Raw genomic sequence first — 17,679 nt, 5'->3', positions numbered from 1 at the left:
ATCGGTCGCGGTCTGATCGGTAGCGGTGCGATCGATCAGCTTCGATCGCGCGTCTGATACAGGGAGGGGTCGATCCCGAGCGTCTTCAGGTAGGCCACTGGTTCGATACTCGAACCGTTGTTGCGTACCTCGAAGTGCAGGTGTGGTCCGGTCGAATTGCCGGTGTTGCCGACTGCGCCGAGCACGTCGCCCGGTGCCACTTCGTCGCCGACTGCGACCGCGATGCTCGACTGATGACCGTAGTAGGTCTCGGTGTTCCCGCTCTTGATGCGCACCAATTTGCCGTATCCGTCGCCCGCGTCTCCGGCTTGCACGACGGTTCCGCCGGTCACCGCGTAGATGGGGGTTCCGCTGTCCGCCGCGAAGTCGACGCCCTGGTGGAACCGAGATCCGTTGCCGGTGGGATTGTCGCGTCCGCCGTAGTTCGAGCTGATGCGGTAGTCACCTGCGTTGATGGGGAGCACTGCTCCGCCGAGGCCGACGGTGGGCGGCGCGATCGGTATTTCGATCTCGGGCAGGTCCGCCGCTGACGGCGCGTCGGGTGCCGTCAGTACGTCGCTGTCCAGGACGATGGCTGCGACCTGGTTGATGAGCACGCCGGTGGCGTCGAGCACCGCAGCGAGAATTGCCGCCCGCTGCTGGGCGTCGGGCTGGGGTATCGGGATCTGAGGCAGTTCGATCGTGGGTTGAGCGGTGGCCACCGCCGGGCTGAGCAAGCCGGTTGTGCCGATGCACAGTGCTGCCGACAAGATCGAACCCGCTATGACTCTGTGCATTCTGCGACCCACGAAAAGCCTCCTCGTCTGCGTCCACCGCGCACCCGTCGGATGGGTGCGCGCAGGACGTAAGAACATGTTCGGTGACGCTTCGGGGCACGCTGAGCTCACGCAAGCAGAACACATGAATCACATTGGTACTTTTCTTCCCCAAAAGTGCCATTGGTAACCGTACGTCACATTAACCCCACAAGAAACCTGAAAGTTGAATTACAACAACGTAATTCGAGGTCAGGGTGGGTGCGCTGGGGCCGTGCCCCGCAGTGAAGGGTGAATTGAACGCACGAAAAAGGCCGGTCTCGCGAGGAGACCGGCCTTTTTTCGTATGGGGTGAGTGACGGGACTCGAACCCGCGACACCCAGGATCACAACCTGGTGCTCTACCAGCTGAACTACACCCACCATATCTGCGTCAGCAGAACCGTTTCGGGCTCTCCATCAGCAGCGTCGACAATACTAGCGGGTTGAATCCGCGGTTGCTAATCCGCCCCTTATTGCGTGTCGAGATCTTGAACAACGGCCGCGATGTCGCTGGTAGAGGGCCCCGGGGGAGCCACGAAGGCCGTCCGGCGGTAGTACTGCAACTCCTTGATCGACTCCTTGATGTCAGCCAGAGCGCGGTGGGCGAGGCCTTTGGGCGGCTGACCGTAGTAGATCCGCGGGTACCACCGGCGGGAAAGTTCCTTGATCGAGCTGACGTCGATCATGCGGTAGTGAAGGTAGGTGTCGAGCGCACTCATATCGCGAGAGATGAACCCGCGATCGGTACCGATGGAGTTGCCCGCGAGCGGAACCGTTCCGGCTACCGGCACGTGCTCCTTGATGTACGCCAGCACGCGCTGCTCGGCTTCCTCCACAGACACCGTCGACGCGCGCACTTCGTCGGTCAGACCCGACTTGGCATGCATGTCGGTGACGACAGCGGGCATGTTGGCCAACGCGTCGTCGTCGGCGTGGATGACGATGTCGACACCCTCCCCGAGGATGTTGAGCTCGCTGTCGGTCACCAGAGCCGCGATTTCGATCAGCTTGTCCTTGCTCAGGTCCAAGCCGGTCATTTCACAGTCGATCCATACGAGTTTGTCCTGCACTCGCACCACAGTAGTGCGCGCCGTGCAGCCACTAGGGTTTGCGGTGGCGATCGAACCGGTTGCCCACCAATGCACGTTCACGAAAGGACGCGGGCATGACAGTCGACCCGACGCAGCCGGCAGCACCGAGCCCCGCCGAGAAGGCGAAGGCCGCCAAGGCCGCCGCCGTGGAAGCTGCTCGGGTGGCAGCCGTGGCATTGGCCGCCGCCGAGGCTGCAGAAGCCGAGGCGCTGGCTGCCGAGCAGGGACAGCCGCAGGCAGCGACGGGGAGGTCCGCCGAGATCGCCGCCGGTTACGCGTCGGAGGGTGCCGCATTGGAACTGGGCACCGTGGTGCTGGACGGCGTCACCGATCCGGCGGCCCGTATCCGAATTCCGTTGGCCACGTTGAACCGGCACGGTCTGGTTGCGGGGGCCACCGGAACCGGAAAGACCAAGACGCTGCAGGGGATTGCCGAACAGCTCTGCGCTGCTGGCGTTCCCGTGGTCATGGCCGACGTCAAAGGTGACCTGTCGGGCCTGTCGAGGCCGGGTGAGGACAACGAGAATATCCGCAGCCGCGCCGCGGCCACCGGAATGTCGGACTGGTCTCCTGCCGGACACCTGGTGGAGTTTCTTTCTCTCGGCACCGAAGGAATCGGGGTGCCGGTGCGTGCCACCATCACCGCGTTCGGGCCGATTCTGCTCAGTAAAGTGTTGGGCCTGAACAACACTCAGGAATCCACCCTCGGCTTGATCTTCCACTGGGCCGATTCCCAGGGACTCGCCCTGCTGGACCTGAAAGATCTCCGATCGGTGATCATGCACCTCACCAGTGACGAGGGCAAAGCCGACCTCAAAGGCATCGGCGGAGTCTCCTCGGCCACCGCAGGCGTCATTCTGCGCGCGCTCGTCAACCTCGAAGCAGACGGCGGAGACACCTTCTTCGGCGAGACCGAGCTCGAGACCGAGGACCTGCTGCGGGTCGGTCCGGACGGTAGAGGCGTGATCACCTTGTTCGAGCTCGGGGCGCAGGCGTCGCGGCCGGTGATGTTCTCGACGTTCCTGATGTGGGTGCTCGCCGATCTGTTCCAGACGCTGCCCGAAGTCGGTGACATCGACAAGCCCAAGCTGGTCTTCATCTTCGACGAGGCGCATCTGCTTTTCGCCGACGCGTCGAAAGCCTTTCTGCAGCAGGTGGAACAGACCGTCAAGCTCATTCGATCGAAGGGCGTCGGCGTCCTCTTCTGCACTCAATTGCCCACCGACGTTCCCAACGACGTGCTCTCCCAACTGGGCGCGCGGATTCAGCATGCTCTGCGCGCCTTCACTCCCGATGACCAAAAGGCGCTGAACAAGACGGTGCGCACGTACCCCAAGACCGACGCGTACGACCTCGAAGAGGCATTGACGTCGCTGGGAACGGGTGAGGCCATCGTGACGGTGCTCTCGGAGAAGGGTGCCCCGACCCCCGTGGCGTGGACGAAGATCCGTCCGCCCCGATCTGTGATGGACACCATCGGCAACGACGCCATCGCGGCGGCCGCGTCGTCGAGCACTCTGTCTGCGAAATACCGGGAGACCATTGACCGCGAGTCCGCCTACGAGCGCATGAACGCGCGGGTGGCGGATGTGCCCGCCCCGGCCGAGAAGTTCGACATTCCGCCCCTACCTGCGGATCTGCCGGATCTGCCTGCGATCGAGCCGGACGGGCCGTCGGCCGCGGAGCGCATCATGGGCAACCCGGCGGTCAAGAGCTTCCTGCGATCGGCGGCGTCGGCGGCCGGTCGGGAGATCTCGCGCAGCATTTTCGGCACCGGACGACGACGTCGGCGCTGAGCTTGCTCAGTCGGGAGTGGAGCCCGCGGAACAACCAGGATTCGGGTACTAGTTGCCGAGTTTCTTGTAGAAGCTGCCGATGATCGGCGCGGAAATGCTGCGCGGGCTGTACTGTCCGGCCACCGACATGCCCTTACTGAGCAGGCCGGGCACGACGCGCATCTTGTTCTTCGCGAGGCCGTCCAGCGACAGCTTCGCGGTGTAGGCGCTGTCGATCCACAGAAAGTCGGGCACCATCTTGTCCACGATCGAGGCATCGGCGGGATCGGGTGTCTCGGTGCGGACCGGGCCCGGAGCGAGCAGGGTGACGTTGACGCCGGTGCCCGCGAGCTCACCGCGAAGCGATTCGGAGAACGTGTTGACGAAGGCCTTGGTCGCGGCGTAGGTCGCGTTGTTGGGGATAGCCATGTTGCCTGCCGCCGAACCGGTGATGAGGATGCCGCCGGCTCCGCGGCCGATCATGCCGGGCATGACCGCCAAGGTGAGGTCGTGCACCGCAACGGCATTGAGTTCCACCTGATCACGCTCGTACGCGGGATCGAGGCCGGCCACCGGTCCGAAGGTCGCGATTCCGGCGTTGTTGCACAGGATCGAGATTTCTCGCTCGGACAGTTCGGTGACCAGTTCCTGGCGCTGCTCGCGATTCGACAGATCCGACTGGCGCACCTCGACGGTGACGCCGTGCTCGGCAGCGAGCTTCGTGGCGAGCGCCTCGAGCAGTTCGCCGCGTCGGGCCACCACGATGAGCGAATGACCACGGGCGGCGAGTTCGGTGGCCAGGGCTTCGCCGATACCGGAGGACGCTCCGGTGACGACGGCGCGGGCATCGGGGTTGGGCTTGGGCAGGCTCACGGTGAGACAGGCTAGCGGACAGATCAGATCGCGGCCGCGAGCCGGGTGCCTTGCTCTATCGCCCGTTTGGCGTCCAGCTCCGCTGCGACGTCCGCACCGCCGATGATGTGGGTGGTGGTACCCGCAGCGTTCAGCTCGTCGACCAGATCCCGAACCGACTCCTGACCCGCGCAGATCACGATGGTGTCGACCTCGAGCAGTCGTGGGCGCTCGTGCTTCTCACCGAACGAGATGTGCAGCCCCGCGTCGTCGATCTTCTCGTAGTTGACGCCCGAAAGCTGTTGCACGCCTTTGGCTTTCAGTGCGGCGCGGTGCACCCATCCCGTCGTCTTGGCCAGCCCTACGCCGATACGTCCCGGCTTGCGCTGCAGCAGATACACCTCGCGCGGTGACTGAGCAGGAACCGGAGTCGTCAACGCCCCGGGGGCGGCCTCGGGCTCGGTGACTCCCCACTCCTGCTTCCACTCTTTCAGGTCCAGCGTGGGGGAGGCGTCGGTGGTGAGGAACTCCGAGATGTCGATGCCGATGCCACCTGCACCGATGACCGCGACCCGGTCACCGACGGGCCTACCGTCGCGCACCAGTTCCGCGTAGGACAACACGGAGGGATGGTCGATGCCGGGGATGGCCGGAATCCGGGGCGTGACGCCGGTGGCCAGCACCACCTCGTCGAACTCGGCCGTGATCAGCTCGGCGGCAGTGACCCGCATGCCCAGATGGACCGCAACATCCGCGGTGCGGAGCGCGCTCGAGAAATAGCGAATCGTCTCCGCGAATTCCTCCTTGCCCGGAATCAGCCGTGCGATACCGAACTGTCCACCGATCTCGTCTCTCGCCTCGAACAGGCTGACGGCGTGTCCGCGCTGCGCAAGGTTGAGTGCTGCGGCCAGGCCGGCGGGTCCGGCCCCGACGACCGCGACCTTCTTGGTCTTCTTCGTCGGCAGCAGCTGCAGGTCGATCTCTCGTCCGGCTCGCGGGTTGACCAGGCACGAGACCTTCTTGTGCACGAACGCGTGGTCGAGGCAGGCCTGGTTGCAGGCAATGCAGGTGTTGATCTGGTCCGCGGAGTCGGACGCAGCCTTCTCGACCCAGAACGGATCCGCGAGCATCGGTCTGGCCATTGCGATCAGCTGCGCGTCGCCGCGGGCCAAAATGTTCTCGGCGATCTCGGGCATGTTGATGCGGTTCGATGCCGCAACGGGGATGTTCACGTACTTTTCCAGCTTGCCGGTGATGTCCGCGAATGCTGCTCGTGGAACCGAGGTGACGATGGTCGGAACCCGCGATTCGTGCCAGCCGATGTCGGTGTTGATGATGTTGGCACCCGCTGCCTCGACGTCCTCGGCGAGCGCGACGATGTCGTTCCAGCTCTGGCCCTGTTCGACGAGGTCGGCCATCGACAGCCGGAACACGATGAGGAAGTCCTGGCCCACAGCGGCCCGCGTCTGCCGCACGATCTCGACCGCCATTCGGCGACGGTTCTCCGGGGAACCGCCCCACTCGTCGCGTCTCTTGTTAGTGCGCTCGGAGAGGAACTGGTTGATGAAGTAGCCCTCGCCGCCCATGATCTCGACGCCGTCGTAGCCGGCGCTCTGAGCAAGACGGGCGCAGCGCACGTAGTTTCGGATCTGCCAGCGCACACCTCGCGAGGTCAACCGCCTGGGCCGAAAAGGATTGATGGGGGCCTTGACCGACGAGGCCGACACGCTCAGCGGCTGGTACGAATAACGACCGGCGTGCAGGATCTGCAGCGCGATCTTGCCGCCCTCGCGGTGTACTGCGGCGGTGATCCGGCGATGCCGGCGGGCTTCGAGCCGGTTGGTCAGCTTGGCTCCGAACGGCAACAGCCAACCGGTGCGATTGGGGGCATAGCCCCCGGTGATGATGAGGGCGACGCCGCCGCGCGCCCGCTCGGCGAAGTAGGCCGCCAATCGGCCGGTGTCTCGGGCGCGATCCTCGAGGCCGGTGTGAATCGACCCCATGATCACGCGGTTTTTCAGTGTGGTTGCACCGACGTCCAGTGGCGACAACAGAATCGGATACGGGCCCACGGTCTGCTCGGTCTTCACAGCTTCTCCAATACCTCGGTGCACCACTCGGTGAATCCTTCTTCGACGCGAATTCCGCCGCGTAGCACCAGGTATTGGTGCAGCGCGGTGCCCTCCAGGGCGGCCGGGGCCGGAAAATCTTGCTTCTCGATCAGCCGATAGACGTCGAGGCGGGTGGCATGAACATCGCGATGGCGAGCGACTTCGACTTTGAGAGCTTCGACATCGCCGTTGGCGGCACCGCGAATCTTGACGGCGAGTTCCTCACGAAGCTGAGATGGTTCGGTCGGCGCGGCGATCCAGCGATCGAGCTCGGCGCGACCAGCAGTGCTGACGGAGTAGACCTTCTTGTCGGGGCGACCATCCTGTGCGACTGCCTCGCCGGTGATCCATCCGGCCCCGTCCATCCGCGTCAGCGTCCGGTAGATCTGCTGATGCGTTGCGCTCCAGAAGAAGCCGATGGACTTGTCGAACCGTCGGGCGAGCTCGTACCCCGAGCCGCTGAGCTCGGTGAGAGAAACCAGAATCGCGTGTTCCAAAGCCACACCCGAGAGTATGTATGCAACGCGGTGCTTATGCAACTAGGTGCAAGACGCATCCGAGACACCGCGGTCTAGTGTTGGCAACCATGGGAACCCAGCCGGAGGCCGCTGTCGTCGGAGTCGCCACAACGCGTAAACAGGTCACTGCGTGGGGGTTCTGGGACTGGGGTTCGGCCGCCTTCAACGCGGTGATTCTCACGTTCGTGTTCTCGGTGTATCTCACCGACGCCGTCGGTGACGACCTGCCCGGCTCGATCTCGGCCACCACCTGGTTCAGCTGGACCATTGCCGCATCCAGCGTCGTCATCGCGCTCCTCGCGCCGGTGTGCGGGCAGTACTTCGACGCGCGTGGTAAACGTCGATGGTTGCTGGGGGTGCTGACCGCGCTGACGGTCGTGGCCATGGCCGGACTGTTCTTCGTTCAGGACGACTACCACTATCTGTGGCTCGGTCTGGTGCTGCTCGGTCTCGGATCCATCATGTTCGAGCTGGCCAGTATTCCGTACAACTCGATGCTGCGTCAGGTCTCGATCCCGGCGAACATCGGACGGGTGTCCGGATTCGGCTGGGCCATGGGCTATTTCGGCGGCATAATCCTGCTGCTCCTGTGTTACGTGGGCTTCATCGTCGGCGACGGTGATACTCGCGGTGTGCTGGGGTTGACCACCGACGGTGGCCTGAACATCAGACTCGTCGCCGTGCTGGCTGCCGTGTGGTTCGCCGTCTCGGCCATCCCGGTGATGTTCGCGGTTCCCGAAGTACCGAGGGCCATCGCCGATCCCGACGCGGCTCGTGCCGGGCTGTGGGAGTCCTACCGGGTTCTTTTTCGCGACGTGCGCGAGTTGTGGAGCGCAGATCGGCGTGCCGTGTACTACCTCATCGCCAGCGCCTTGTTCCGCGACGGACTGGCAGGCGTCTTCACCTTCGGGGCCGTGCTCGCAGTGAGCGTCTACGGAATCGGCGCGGGGGACGTTCTGCTGTTCGGTGTCGCGGCCAACGTCATCGCCGGACTCGGTGCCATCGTCGCCGGACGGTTCGACGACAGAATCGGGCCCAAGAAGGTCATCGTCTTCTCGCTCACGTCCATGATCGCGGCCGGGACGATTCTGCTGTTCGTCTCGGGGCCGACGATGTTCTGGATCTTCGGGCTGATCCTGTGCCTGTTCGTCGGGCCTGCGCAATCGTCTGCGCGTACGTTCCTCGCCCGACTCGCCCCGCCCGGACGAGAAGGTCAGTTCTTCGGACTGTTCGCCACGACGGGACGCGCTGCGTCGTTCCTCGCGCCGTCCCTGTTCGGCCTGTTCGTGTGGCTGTTCGACGCCGACCGCGCGGGTATCGCCGGTCTGATCATCGTCCTGGCTGCCGGACTACTGGCGTTGCTGAAGGTGCGGGCGCCGGAGCGGGTCTAGACCGAGTCGATACGGGCCAGAATTTCCGCGGTCAGCTCCTCGGGTGCTTCTTCCGGGATCCAGTGCGAGACGCGGTCCAATTCGACGAATCGGTAGGGCGCGTCGACGAATTCGCCGCAGCGCTCCGCTCCGGCTCGACCGATGGCGGTGTCGCCGTTGCTCCAGAGGTACGTGGTGGGCACGGTCACCGGAGGAAGGTTCGCGAACTCCTTGGTCATCGCGGCGTACCAGCTCGAGGCCGCCGTCAGAGCCCCGGGAACGGTGAGATGCCGAACGTACTCGTCGTCGAGGCTCTCGGCACCGAACATCGCGCGCAGCCGCTCTGCGTCGTTCTCGAGCAGAACGCGCTCGGCCTTCTCCGGCTGACGGAGCAACCCGAAGTACTTCGACCGTTCCTGTTGATCCGGATCCTCGCGGATGGCCCAGTTGAACGCCGCCGAATGCGGGACCGAGGCAGCCGTGAGCGTACGGACTCGATCGGGGTGTTCGGCCGCGACGTGCCAGGCGACCACCGCACCCCAGTCGTGTCCGACCAGATGCGCCGACGGCAGCTCGAGCGCATCGAGCAGGCCGAGAATGTCACCGGTGAGATGTTCGATGCGGTAGTGCTCGACGCCGACCGGACGGGCACCGGGGGAGTAGCCCCGCTGATTCGGGGCGATCACGCGACAACCTGCGTCGACCAAGCCGGGCGTCACTGCAGTCCACGACGCGTTCGTCTGTGGAAAGCCGTGCAGCGCAACCACCGGAATTCCGTCCGACGGCCCCGACATCGCAACGTCGAACACGTACTCGCCGACATTCACCTCGGTCATGGACATCCCTTCGTCGTCGTCTCGTCGAACGGTCAGGCCCGGCGTGGTTCCCATCGACTCATTCCGAGCATGATCATGCGAATCTGCTTCTGCGTGCGCTCGATCAGGTCCTTCTCGTTCTGACTACCCGGTCTGTCTATTTCCAACAGACCGACCACCGCGGTGAGCATCGTCGAGACGAGCAGATCGGCGGTCATCTCCAGATCTGCGACGTCCCACTGTTCGAGACCGGGCATACGCGAGAGATCGATGGTCAATTCACTGACGAACAGCCGCAGCTCGGTGGCGAATGCACGTCGAACCTCGGTGACGCCGCCGTACCGTTCGCGACTGAGAAAACGGAACTGATCCTCGTGGCTACGGACCTGGCGGACGAGTATGCCGAAGGATTCGGTGGCGGTCTTGGCGCTGGGGTTGCGTCTGGCGTCGCGCAGCATCTGTCGCAGCATGCGCATGCTGTCTTCGACCAGGGCGACGCCGAGGTCCTCCATGGAGGCGAAGTGTCGGTAGAACGCGGTGGGGACGATTCCGGCGGATCGCGCGACCTCCCGCAGGCTGACACCGGCAAATGATCGTTCTCGAAGCAGGTCGAGGGTGCCCTCGATGATGGCTTGACGCGTGCGCTCCTTGCGCTCGGCACGAGTCCCCGGTTCTGTCACGACGTCCAGTTTATGGGCGGGCATTCTGTGACCTCTCTTCCGGTTGCACCCCGGCTCGGCTCGACGGTCGATTTTGCTTGTAACGACGGTCACATAAACGTTGACAGGTACCGGTGTCGCTCTGTCACACTCATGATAGTGCACAATCGTTCACTGAATGGGTCGTTGGTTTCGATCCGGTTAGGGAGGATGGAATGACGCTTCAAGAACACTCGCCGCGCACCTCTGGTTCGCGCAAGTTCTCGCTTCTTTCCCTGTTCGAGGCCATGGCCACACCCCACGCGCTCGATCGGTACCTCGAACTCGTCGATCCTATGACGACGGTTCGAGACCTGCGCGGAGAAGTCACCGCGATACATCGGTCCACCGAAGATTCGTTGACGTTGACCATCCGTCCCACGCGTCAGTGGAAAGGCTTCAAGGCGGGCCAGTTCGTCCAGGTCGGTGTCGTCATCGACGGTGTTCGTCAGACGCGCTGCTACTCGCCTGCGTGCTCGCAGTACCGCAAGGACGGTCGGATCGAATTGACGATCAAGGCCCATCCCGAAGGCTTGGTGTCGCAGTATCTGCACAAGTACGCGCACGTCGGCCTCGTGGTCAGCCTGTCGCAGGCAGACGGCACCTTCGAGCTTCCCGAACCGCGCCCGGCCAAGACGCTGCTGATCAGCGGTGGCAGCGGCATCACGCCGGTGTTGTCCATGCTCAGGTCGCTGCTGGACGAGGGGTACAGCAGCGACCTGACCTTCCTGCACTACGCGTTCACCGAGAACGACGTGGCGTACAAGAAGGACCTCGAGAAGATCGCCGCCGAGCACGAGAACGTGAACATCGTCTTCGCGTACACCGAACAGAAGACCGGCGGAGACCTGTACGGGTTCTTCGGTCAGGAGCATCTCGATGCGGTGGCTCCGTGGTTCGCGGACGCAGACACGTTCCTGTGCGGCCCTCCCGGGCTGATGAAGGGCGTGAGGTCGTTCTTCGACGACGCGGGCCTCGGTGAGCGGCTGCACCTCGAGGAGTTCACCCCGTCCTTCGCCACGGTGGGCGACGACGTCACCGGAACCACCACCTTCTCCGGAAGCGATGTGTCCTCGGACAACGACGGCGAGACGCTGCTCGAACAGGCCGAGGCAGCCGGTCTTTCGCCTGCCAACGGTTGCCGCATGGGTATCTGCTTCACCTGCACCTCGGTGAAGAAGTCCGGTTGCACCAAGAACATCAAGACCGGCGAGACCGACACCGAATCCGACAAGAAGATTCAGCTCTGCGTGTCCGTTGCCGTCGGCGACGTCGACATCGACATCTAGGTCGACCCGAAACACGTCCAACCACAGACCATCTCGACCCGATCGAATTGGAGATCATCAGATGCTCGGAACAATTCTCTCGATCCTGCACACCACCGTCCTTCCCTTCCGTCGCAACGAGACGTTGCCGGACGAGCCGACTGTGCTGACCTACGAACAGGTCGAAGAGCTCGGCCGCGAGCTCGACGATCTGCGTGCCCGCACCGTCGCCAAGCTCGGTGACGAGGACCGCGAATACATCTACAAGATCATCAAGGCTCAGCGCGGCCTCGAAATCACCGGGCGCGCCCTGATGTACCTGCCGTTCCTGCCGCCGGCGTGGCTCGCCGGTGTCGGTGCCCTCGGTGTCGCGAAGATTCTCGACAACATGGAGATCGGCCACAACGTCATGCACGGCCAGTACGACTGGATGCGCGAGCCCGGCCTGAACTCCGAGGTGTTCGAGTGGGACACCGTCTGCCCGGCGGATCAGTGGAAGCACTCGCACAACTACATGCACCACACCTTCACCAACATCGTCGGCATGGACCGCGACATCGGTTACGGCGTGCTGCGCATGGACCAGGACCAGAAGTGGAACCCGTACTACCTCGGTAACCCGGTCTACGCGTTCCTGCTGATGACGTTCTTCGAGTGGGGCGTGATGCTGCACGACCTCGAGACCGAGAACATCGTCGCAGGCAAGCGCAAGTGGCACGACGTCAAGCCGCTGCTGCAGGGCATGTGGCGCAAGGCGGGCAAGCAGGCGCTCAAGGACTACGTGATCTTCCCCGCGCTGACCGGCCCGTTCTTCGCTTCCACCGTGGTGGGCAACGTTGCCGCGAACCTCATCCGCAACGTGTGGACCTACTCGATCATCTTCTGTGGACACTTCCCGACGGGAGTGCAGACGTTCAGCCAGGAAGAGACGGCCGACGAGAGCCGGGGCGAGTGGTACGTGCGTCAGATGCTGGGGTCGGCGAACATCGAGGGTTCGCCGCTGTTCCACATCATGTCCGGCAACCTCTCGCACCAGATCGAGCACCATCTGTTCCCGGATCTGCCCGCGCACCGCTACCCGCAGATCGCGCCCGAGGTGAAGGAACTGTGCGAAAAGTACGACCTGCCGTACAACACCGGCGGCTTCTTCCACCAGATCGGCACCGTGTGGGGAAAGATCTTCAAACTGGCTCTGCCCAACTCGCTGACGGGGTCGGCGGCTCCGGCCGGTGTTATCGTCGAGCGTAAGAAGACCAACGCAGCGTGACGACTTCGAAGGGGGCGGTCCTGGTGGTGGGCAAGTTCGAGCGCAACAAGGACACCGTGCAGGAGTTCACCGAATCTGCTGCCAATCACGTCGGCAGAATCGTGGTGATCATCACCGGAGCCGTTCGCGATGTCACTCGCGAAATCGGAGATCTGATCACCGATGGCATCGAAATGCGGGAGGCTGCCAAGAAAGCGGAGCGTGACGCGCCTCTGGGCACCGTAATCAACGGAGAGTTCGAGACCCGCGAGCGCCGTTGAGGCCGACCAAACCCGAAGAAACCGCCCGAGTGATGCTCGGGCGGTTTCGTCGTCTCTAGCGTCGGCGCAGTCTCCACAGTGACGTCGTCTCGCGTGCGCGGGCGTCGTGCAGCACGTCCGAGGTATCACTGACCCGCGGATGTGACGGTGTGGTGTCGGTGCGGTCGACAACCACCAGTCCGGCCGCGTCGATCGCGTCGAGAAGGTCTGCGCGAGTGGCCAATCCAAGTAGTTCGGCGAGATCGGACAGCACCAACCACGCCTCGCCGTTCGGTGTCAGGTGTCCGCCGAGCCGGCTGAGGAAAGACTTGAGCATCCGCGATCCCGGGTCGTAAACGGCGTGCTCGATACCCGATGTCGGCTTCGTGGGAATCCAGGGCGGGTTGCACACGATCAGTCCTGCGCGTCCGGACGGGAAGATGTCGGTCTGCACCACGTCCACCCGGTCGGTGTAACCGAGTGTCTCGATGTTCTCGCGTGCACACGCGACCGACCGCGGGTCCTTGTCGGTCGCGACCACCGACGTCATTCCGCGGCGGGCGAGGACGGCAGCCAGAACGCCCGAGCCGGTGCCGATGTCGAATGCGCGTTCGGTGATCGGCAGCGGTGCGTCGGCGACGAGCTGGATGTACTCGCCGCGAATCGGGGAGAACACCCCGTAGTGCGGGTGAATCGACGCGTCCAGAGCCGGCACGAAGACACCCTTTCGACGCCATTCGTGTGCGCCGACCATGCCGAGAAGTTCTCGGAGTGAGAGCACGCACGGCGCGGCGTCGGGGCCGATGGCCTCTAACACTGCGCCTCGAACATCCGGTGCCCGGCCGAGGCCGAGGTGGGCACTCGAATCGAGTTCCACCAGAAGCATTCCCAGGACTCTGGCGCGTCGGCCCTGATACTGGCGATGTAGATGGAACTGTTCGGCGGGTGACGCATCGGGCGACCGTTTGGCGGGCGGAACCCGACGGGTCATGGCGGACAGCAGTTGTCGAGCATTGTTGTAGTCACCGCGCCACAGCATGGACTCACCGATCGTGGCCAGCTTGTAGGCCACGTCTGCGGAGATCGAATCGTCGACGATGCGTACCACCCGGGGTGCGGGTGCGCCATTCTCCGACTGCCAAAGTGAGGTGTGTTCTCGGCCGTCCTCGACCCAGGTGATGCTCACATCGAGCTCCCGTTCATGCCGAGAAGAATCCGACGATGCGACAGCAGTGATGTGCAGATGCCCGCCACCTGTGCGGCAGACTGCTCGCCGTACTCGCCCGAACGGGAGAGGACTCCGAGAGTGAGCTGTGGCACGTGTAACCCTTCGTTGCGCGAAGTCAACCACAGTGAACCGGGTCGGTCGGCGTTCGTGCTGGTCAGAGGGTGCCCCCGGCAGGATTCGAACCTGCGACCAAGGGATTAGAAGGCCCTTGCTCTATCCCCTGAGCTACGGAGGCTGGCACGTACGGGCGAACCCGCTCGAGCACGGTTGACGAGTGTACCTTTCCGTATACGCCGATCGCGCAGGCATGGGTTGGGCGACGGCCGTAGCGGGAAAGCAACGGTTCGGAGTCGGTCACCGCCCACGTCGAAGGAGGTCGAATGCACGATATCCTCGACGACGCGTTGCACGCGTGGCAGTCGGGCGACATCGCGGCGGTGGCGACGGTGATCCGCACGTTCGATTCGGCCCCCCGTCCGGTCGGAGCATCGATGCTGGTCGGCGCAGACGGTGCGGTTGCCGGCTCGGTGTCGGGCGGCTGCGTCGAAGGTGCCTTGTACGAGCTCGCCCAGGACGTCCTGCGCACCGGAACTCCAGTCCTCACCCGCTACGGCGTCTCCGATGACGATGCGTTCGCCGTCGGTCTCACCTGCGGCGGAACGCTGGACGTGTTCGTGCAGCGGATCTCTCGGCGCACGTTTCCCGAATTCGAGAGTTTCGTCGCGGACGTCCGGGCCTATGTGCCCGTCGCGGTGGCGACGATCGTCGCGCACACGGATTTGGAACGGCTCGGCCGCAGGATCGTCGTCGGAGAATCGAGCACCCGCGGTTCGCTCGGCAGCGCGCGATCCGACGCAGCCGTCGCCGATGACGCGAAAGGTCTTCTCGCCGCGGGCCGATCGGCCGTCCTCTCCTATGGGCCCGACGGTCAGCGACGGGGGGAGGGGATGGAGGTGTTCGTCTCGAGTCATGCTCCGTCGCCCCGGATGCTGGTGTTCGGAGCCATCGATTTCGCTGCCGCAGTGGCGCAGCAGGGTGCATTTCTCGGGTACCGCGTGACTGTCTGCGACGCGCGGGCAGTCTTCGCCACCCCGCAGCGATTTCCTGCTGCCGAACAGGTCGTCGTCTCGTGGCCGCACGTCTATCTTTCCGAGCAGTTCGCGGCGGGGGAGCTGGACGAACGCACCGTGGTGTGCGTGCTGACGCACGATCCCAAATTCGATGTGCCGCTGCTCGAAGTGGCGTTGCGGATCCCCTCTCTGGCGTTCGTCGGCGCGATGGGATCACGCCGTACCCACGACGACCGCACGGCTCGGTTGCGGGCGGCGGGTCTGACGGAGACGGAACTCACTCGTCTCGCCAGCCCGATCGGGCTCGACCTCGGTGCTCGGACGCCTCAGGAGACCGCGGTATCGATCGCAGCGGAGATCATCGCCCACCGCTGGGGCGGTTCGGGTGAACCGTTGCGCGCTCGTCACGGCCGCATTCATCACGACTTGGACGAGGACGCCGGCGGGGCGAAGTACGACGCTGTGTAGGACTCGCCTTTCGAGTATCGTCGATCACCTCCTACTCTGGTGGTATGGCAACACCGGATCTCGAGAAGACCGAACCCTCGACCGCCGAGTTCTCGGCCGGCGAAGTCCGGACCGATGGAGATACGCGTTCGGCCACGACGACGGTGTTCGTCACAGCCGGCGTCATCGCCGGTGTGGTTGCCGCGCTCATCGTGATGCTCTCCGCGTCCGACGCCTTGGTGCTACTGGGTATCCCCGATCCCGGTCCGGCGACCACCTACGGTCTGCCCGCTCTCCGCGCGATCGGTGAGATCTCGGCCGTCATCGCCATCGGGTCGTTCCTGCTGGCGGCGTTTCTCGTACCGCCGCAGCGGAACGGCGTTCTCGACGTCGACGGCTATCGAGCGGTGCGCACCGGATCGGTGGCGTCCATCGTCTGGGCTGTTTGTGCGCTGCTTCTCGTGCCGCTGACACTGTCCGACACCTCCGGCCAGCCGTTCGCCGAAGCCATCAAGCCGGCGAACCTCTGGAAAGCGCTCGACCAAGTGGAGATCGCCAGCGCATGGCGGTGGACGGCCATCATGGCGGTCGTACTCGCTATCGCGTCGCGCACGGTGTTGCGGTGGTCCTGGACTCCCGCACTCCTCGGGTTCTCTCTCGCGACGCTGCTGCCCATCGCGTTGAGCGGCCACTCCTCGGCCGGCGGGTCGCACGACGTCGCGACCAACAGCCTGATCCTGCACCTCGGGGCGGCATCGCTGTGGGCGGGTGGGCTGTTCGCCCTGCTGGCGCACGTCCGCAGGCGCGGCGCACACTCCGACGTCGCGGCGAGGCGGTTCTCCACCATCGCGGGAATCTGCTTCGTGGTGATGGGCATCAGCGGCTTCATCAACGCGCTGGTCCGAGTATCGATCGCCGATCTGTTCACCACCACCTACGGCCTGCTGATCGTGGGCAAGATCGCCGCGCTGATCGTGCTCGGTGGGTTCGGATGGATGCAACGCCGCACTGCGCTGCCCGCACTGATCGCCGACCCCACCGCGCGTGGGCCGTTGCTCAGATTCGCGGGGGCCGAGGTGCTCGTGCTCGCCGCAACCGTCGGCCTGGCCGTCGGGCTCGGACGCACACCTCCGCCGGCCGAGATCGACCCGAATCTCACGACCACAGAAGCGGCACTCGGGTACAACTTGAGCGGGCCACCCACGTTTGCACGGATGGCTCTGGACTGGCGTTTCGATCTGATCTTCGGAACCGCCGCGATCGTCATGGCCGTGATTTATCTGATCGGCGTCCGCCGTCTGCGACTGCGCGGTGATCAATGGCCGATCGGCCGCACCGTCGCCTGGGTGCTGGGCTGCCTCACCTTGCTGATCAGCACGTCCTCGGGAATCGGCCGCTACTCCACGGCAGTGTTCAGCGTCCATATGAGCGGACACATGATGCTCTCGATGCTCGCACCGGTTCTGCTCGCGCTCGGAGGGGCGTTGACGCTGGCGCTACGGGTTCTTCCCGCGGCGGGTAAGGGCGGCGTCCCCGGGATGCGGGAATGGCTGTTGATCGGTTTGCACAGCCGCTTCTCGCAGTTCCTGACGCATCCGCTCGTCGCGTCGGTGATCTTCGTGGGCGGCTTCTACGTGCTGTATCTCGGCGGCATCTTCGGAGCGGTGCTGGACAGTCACGGCGCACACCTGCTGATGAACCTGCACTTCGTGCTCAGCGGGTACCTGTTCTACTGGACCGTCATCGGAGTCGATCCGTCGCCGCGCAAGGTCGCGCCGGTCACCAAGCTGGCGGTCGTGTTCGGGTCTCTGCCGTTCCATGCCTTTTTCGGGGTGGCCTTGATGAGCATGAACACCGTCATGGGCGGTTGGTTCTACCGATCGCTCGGGCTCGACTGGAACGCAGACCTGCTCGGTGACCAGAAGCTGGGCGGCGGAATTGCTTGGGCTACGGGCGAAGTTCCGCTGGTGCTCGTCATGCTGGCGCTGCTGATCCAGTGGTCTCGGAGCGACGACAGGGATGCCAGGCGCGGGGACCGCGCGGCCGAGCGTGACCACGATGCCGAACTCGCCGCTCACAACGCGATGTTCGCCGAACTCGCCCGCCGGGAACGCACCGGCGAGTGACCTGCTT

At 64.4% G+C, this 17,679-nt stretch carries 16 protein-coding genes and 2 tRNA genes; 7 read left to right on the top strand and 11 right to left on the bottom strand.

The annotated features are described in order from the left end of the window. Positions 1-35 precede the first annotated feature (35 nt). The 3 genes from ACIGGF_RS02070 to orn all read right to left on the bottom strand — a co-directional run bounded on the left by ACIGGF_RS02070 (position 36) and on the right by orn (position 1,867). Positions 36-788, bottom strand: coding sequence for a M23 family metallopeptidase (locus ACIGGF_RS02070; protein WP_397519758.1), 753 nt, complete (start codon positions 786-788; stop codon positions 36-38). Between the two features lie 314 nt (positions 789-1,102). Further along, positions 1,103-1,178 (bottom strand) — tRNA-His (locus ACIGGF_RS02065). 89 nt (positions 1,179-1,267) lie between these two features. Then, entirely contained in the window at positions 1,268-1,867 is a 600-nt protein-coding gene (orn, locus tag ACIGGF_RS02060) for an oligoribonuclease (RefSeq protein WP_397519757.1), read from the bottom strand. Between the two features lie 95 nt (positions 1,868-1,962). On the opposite strand from orn, the gene ACIGGF_RS02055 reads away from it, so the two are divergent. Next, entirely contained in the window at positions 1,963-3,684 is a 1,722-nt protein-coding gene (locus ACIGGF_RS02055; protein WP_397519756.1) for a helicase HerA-like domain-containing protein, read from the top strand. A gap of 48 nt (positions 3,685-3,732) precedes the next feature. Here the strand turns inward: ACIGGF_RS02055 and cmrA are convergent, their stop codons facing one another. Genes cmrA through ACIGGF_RS02040 form a run of 3 tightly spaced genes read right to left on the bottom strand, consistent with a single transcriptional unit; the run spans position 3,733 to position 7,129 of the window. After that, positions 3,733-4,536: a mycolate reductase gene (cmrA, locus tag ACIGGF_RS02050; RefSeq protein ID WP_397519755.1), complete on the bottom strand. Its 804-nt coding sequence runs from the start codon at positions 4,534-4,536 to the stop codon at positions 3,733-3,735. A 23-nt stretch (positions 4,537-4,559) separates the two neighbouring features. After that, positions 4,560-6,605 carry an FAD-dependent oxidoreductase gene (locus tag ACIGGF_RS02045; RefSeq protein WP_397519754.1) on the bottom strand — a complete coding sequence of 682 codons (2,046 nt, stop codon included), beginning with the start codon at positions 6,603-6,605 and terminating at the stop codon, positions 4,560-4,562. Then, positions 6,602-7,129, bottom strand: coding sequence for a PadR family transcriptional regulator (locus ACIGGF_RS02040; RefSeq protein WP_397519753.1), 528 nt, complete (start codon positions 7,127-7,129; stop codon positions 6,602-6,604). Before ACIGGF_RS02040 ends, ACIGGF_RS02045 begins: the two co-directional genes overlap by 4 nt. Positions 7,130-7,212: 83 nt before the next feature. On the opposite strand from ACIGGF_RS02040, the gene ACIGGF_RS02035 reads away from it, so the two are divergent. Next, a complete protein-coding gene (locus ACIGGF_RS02035; RefSeq protein ID WP_397519752.1) occupies positions 7,213-8,535 on the top strand; it encodes an MFS transporter in 1,323 nt (440 codons plus the stop codon). Here ACIGGF_RS02035 and ACIGGF_RS02030 read toward each other — a convergent pair. Continuing rightward, on the bottom strand, positions 8,532-9,356 hold the full coding sequence (locus ACIGGF_RS02030; protein WP_397519856.1) for an alpha/beta fold hydrolase: 825 nt from the start codon (positions 9,354-9,356) through the stop codon (positions 8,532-8,534). The genes ACIGGF_RS02035 and ACIGGF_RS02030 overlap by 4 nt on opposite strands. A 26-nt stretch (positions 9,357-9,382) precedes the next feature. After that, on the bottom strand, positions 9,383-10,033 hold the full coding sequence (locus tag ACIGGF_RS02025; protein ID WP_397519751.1) for a TetR family transcriptional regulator: 651 nt from the start codon (positions 10,031-10,033) through the stop codon (positions 9,383-9,385). A gap of 170 nt (positions 10,034-10,203) precedes the next feature. Here ACIGGF_RS02025 and ACIGGF_RS02020 point away from each other — a divergent pair, with 170 nt between their 5' ends. The 3 genes from ACIGGF_RS02020 (at position 10,204) to ACIGGF_RS02010 (ending at position 12,822) form a co-directional block, all read left to right on the top strand. Next, complete coding sequence (locus ACIGGF_RS02020; RefSeq protein WP_397519750.1) at positions 10,204-11,316, top strand: ferredoxin reductase; 1,113 nt, start codon at positions 10,204-10,206, stop codon at positions 11,314-11,316. A 61-nt stretch (positions 11,317-11,377) separates the two neighbouring features. Beyond that, positions 11,378-12,562 (top strand): fatty acid desaturase family protein, encoded by a 1,185-nt coding sequence (locus ACIGGF_RS02015; RefSeq protein WP_397519749.1) that lies wholly within the window; start codon positions 11,378-11,380, stop codon positions 12,560-12,562. 23 nt (positions 12,563-12,585) lie between these two features. After that, positions 12,586-12,822, top strand: a complete 237-nt coding sequence (locus ACIGGF_RS02010; RefSeq protein ID WP_397519855.1) for a hypothetical protein — start codon at positions 12,586-12,588, stop codon at positions 12,820-12,822. Between the two features lie 55 nt (positions 12,823-12,877). On the opposite strand, the gene ACIGGF_RS02005 is transcribed toward ACIGGF_RS02010, so the two are convergent. The 3 genes from ACIGGF_RS02005 to ACIGGF_RS01995 all read right to left on the bottom strand — a co-directional run bounded on the left by ACIGGF_RS02005 (position 12,878) and on the right by ACIGGF_RS01995 (position 14,264). Further along, a complete protein-coding gene (locus ACIGGF_RS02005; RefSeq protein WP_397519748.1) occupies positions 12,878-13,987 on the bottom strand; it encodes a methyltransferase in 1,110 nt (369 codons plus the stop codon). Beyond that, positions 13,984-14,121: a hypothetical protein gene (locus tag ACIGGF_RS02000; protein WP_397519747.1), complete on the bottom strand. Its 138-nt coding sequence runs from the start codon at positions 14,119-14,121 to the stop codon at positions 13,984-13,986. The genes ACIGGF_RS02005 and ACIGGF_RS02000 overlap by 4 nt, the downstream gene beginning before the upstream one ends. 70 nt (positions 14,122-14,191) lie before the next feature. Beyond that, positions 14,192-14,264, bottom strand: a tRNA-Arg gene (locus ACIGGF_RS01995). Positions 14,265-14,409: 145 nt separating this feature from the next. Here ACIGGF_RS01995 and ACIGGF_RS01990 point away from each other — a divergent pair. Together ACIGGF_RS01990 and ACIGGF_RS01985 are read left to right on the top strand one after the other, a co-directional pair. Then, positions 14,410-15,567 carry an XdhC family protein gene (locus tag ACIGGF_RS01990; protein WP_397519746.1) on the top strand — a complete coding sequence of 386 codons (1,158 nt, stop codon included), beginning with the start codon at positions 14,410-14,412 and terminating at the stop codon, positions 15,565-15,567. Between the two features lie 44 nt (positions 15,568-15,611). After that, a complete protein-coding gene (locus ACIGGF_RS01985) occupies positions 15,612-17,672 on the top strand; it encodes a cytochrome c oxidase assembly protein (RefSeq protein ID WP_397519745.1) in 2,061 nt (686 codons plus the stop codon). The last annotated feature ends 7 nt before the right edge of the window (positions 17,673-17,679 follow it).

Origin of the sequence: Rhodococcus sp. NPDC078407, assembly GCF_044542515.1 — a bacterium.
Lineage (GTDB): Bacteria > Actinomycetota > Actinomycetes > Mycobacteriales > Mycobacteriaceae > Rhodococcoides.
This window is presented reverse-complemented; position numbering and strand designations above follow the sequence as displayed.

Coding starts and splice junctions, on each gene's coding strand:
- ACIGGF_RS02055 (WP_397519756.1), top strand. CDS start 1,963: ATGACAGTCGACCCGACGCAGCCGGCAGCACCGAGCCCCGCCGAGAAG.
- ACIGGF_RS02030 (WP_397519856.1), bottom strand. CDS start 9,356: ATGTCCATGACCGAGGTGAATGTCGGCGAGTACGTGTTCGACGTTGCG.
- ACIGGF_RS01990 (WP_397519746.1), top strand. CDS start 14,410: ATGCACGATATCCTCGACGACGCGTTGCACGCGTGGCAGTCGGGCGAC.
- ACIGGF_RS02015 (WP_397519749.1), top strand. CDS start 11,378: ATGCTCGGAACAATTCTCTCGATCCTGCACACCACCGTCCTTCCCTTC.
- ACIGGF_RS02025 (WP_397519751.1), bottom strand. CDS start 10,033: ATGCCCGCCCATAAACTGGACGTCGTGACAGAACCGGGGACTCGTGCC.
- ACIGGF_RS01985 (WP_397519745.1), top strand. CDS start 15,612: ATGGCAACACCGGATCTCGAGAAGACCGAACCCTCGACCGCCGAGTTC.
- ACIGGF_RS02035 (WP_397519752.1), top strand. CDS start 7,213: ATGGGAACCCAGCCGGAGGCCGCTGTCGTCGGAGTCGCCACAACGCGT.
- ACIGGF_RS02020 (WP_397519750.1), top strand. CDS start 10,204: ATGACGCTTCAAGAACACTCGCCGCGCACCTCTGGTTCGCGCAAGTTC.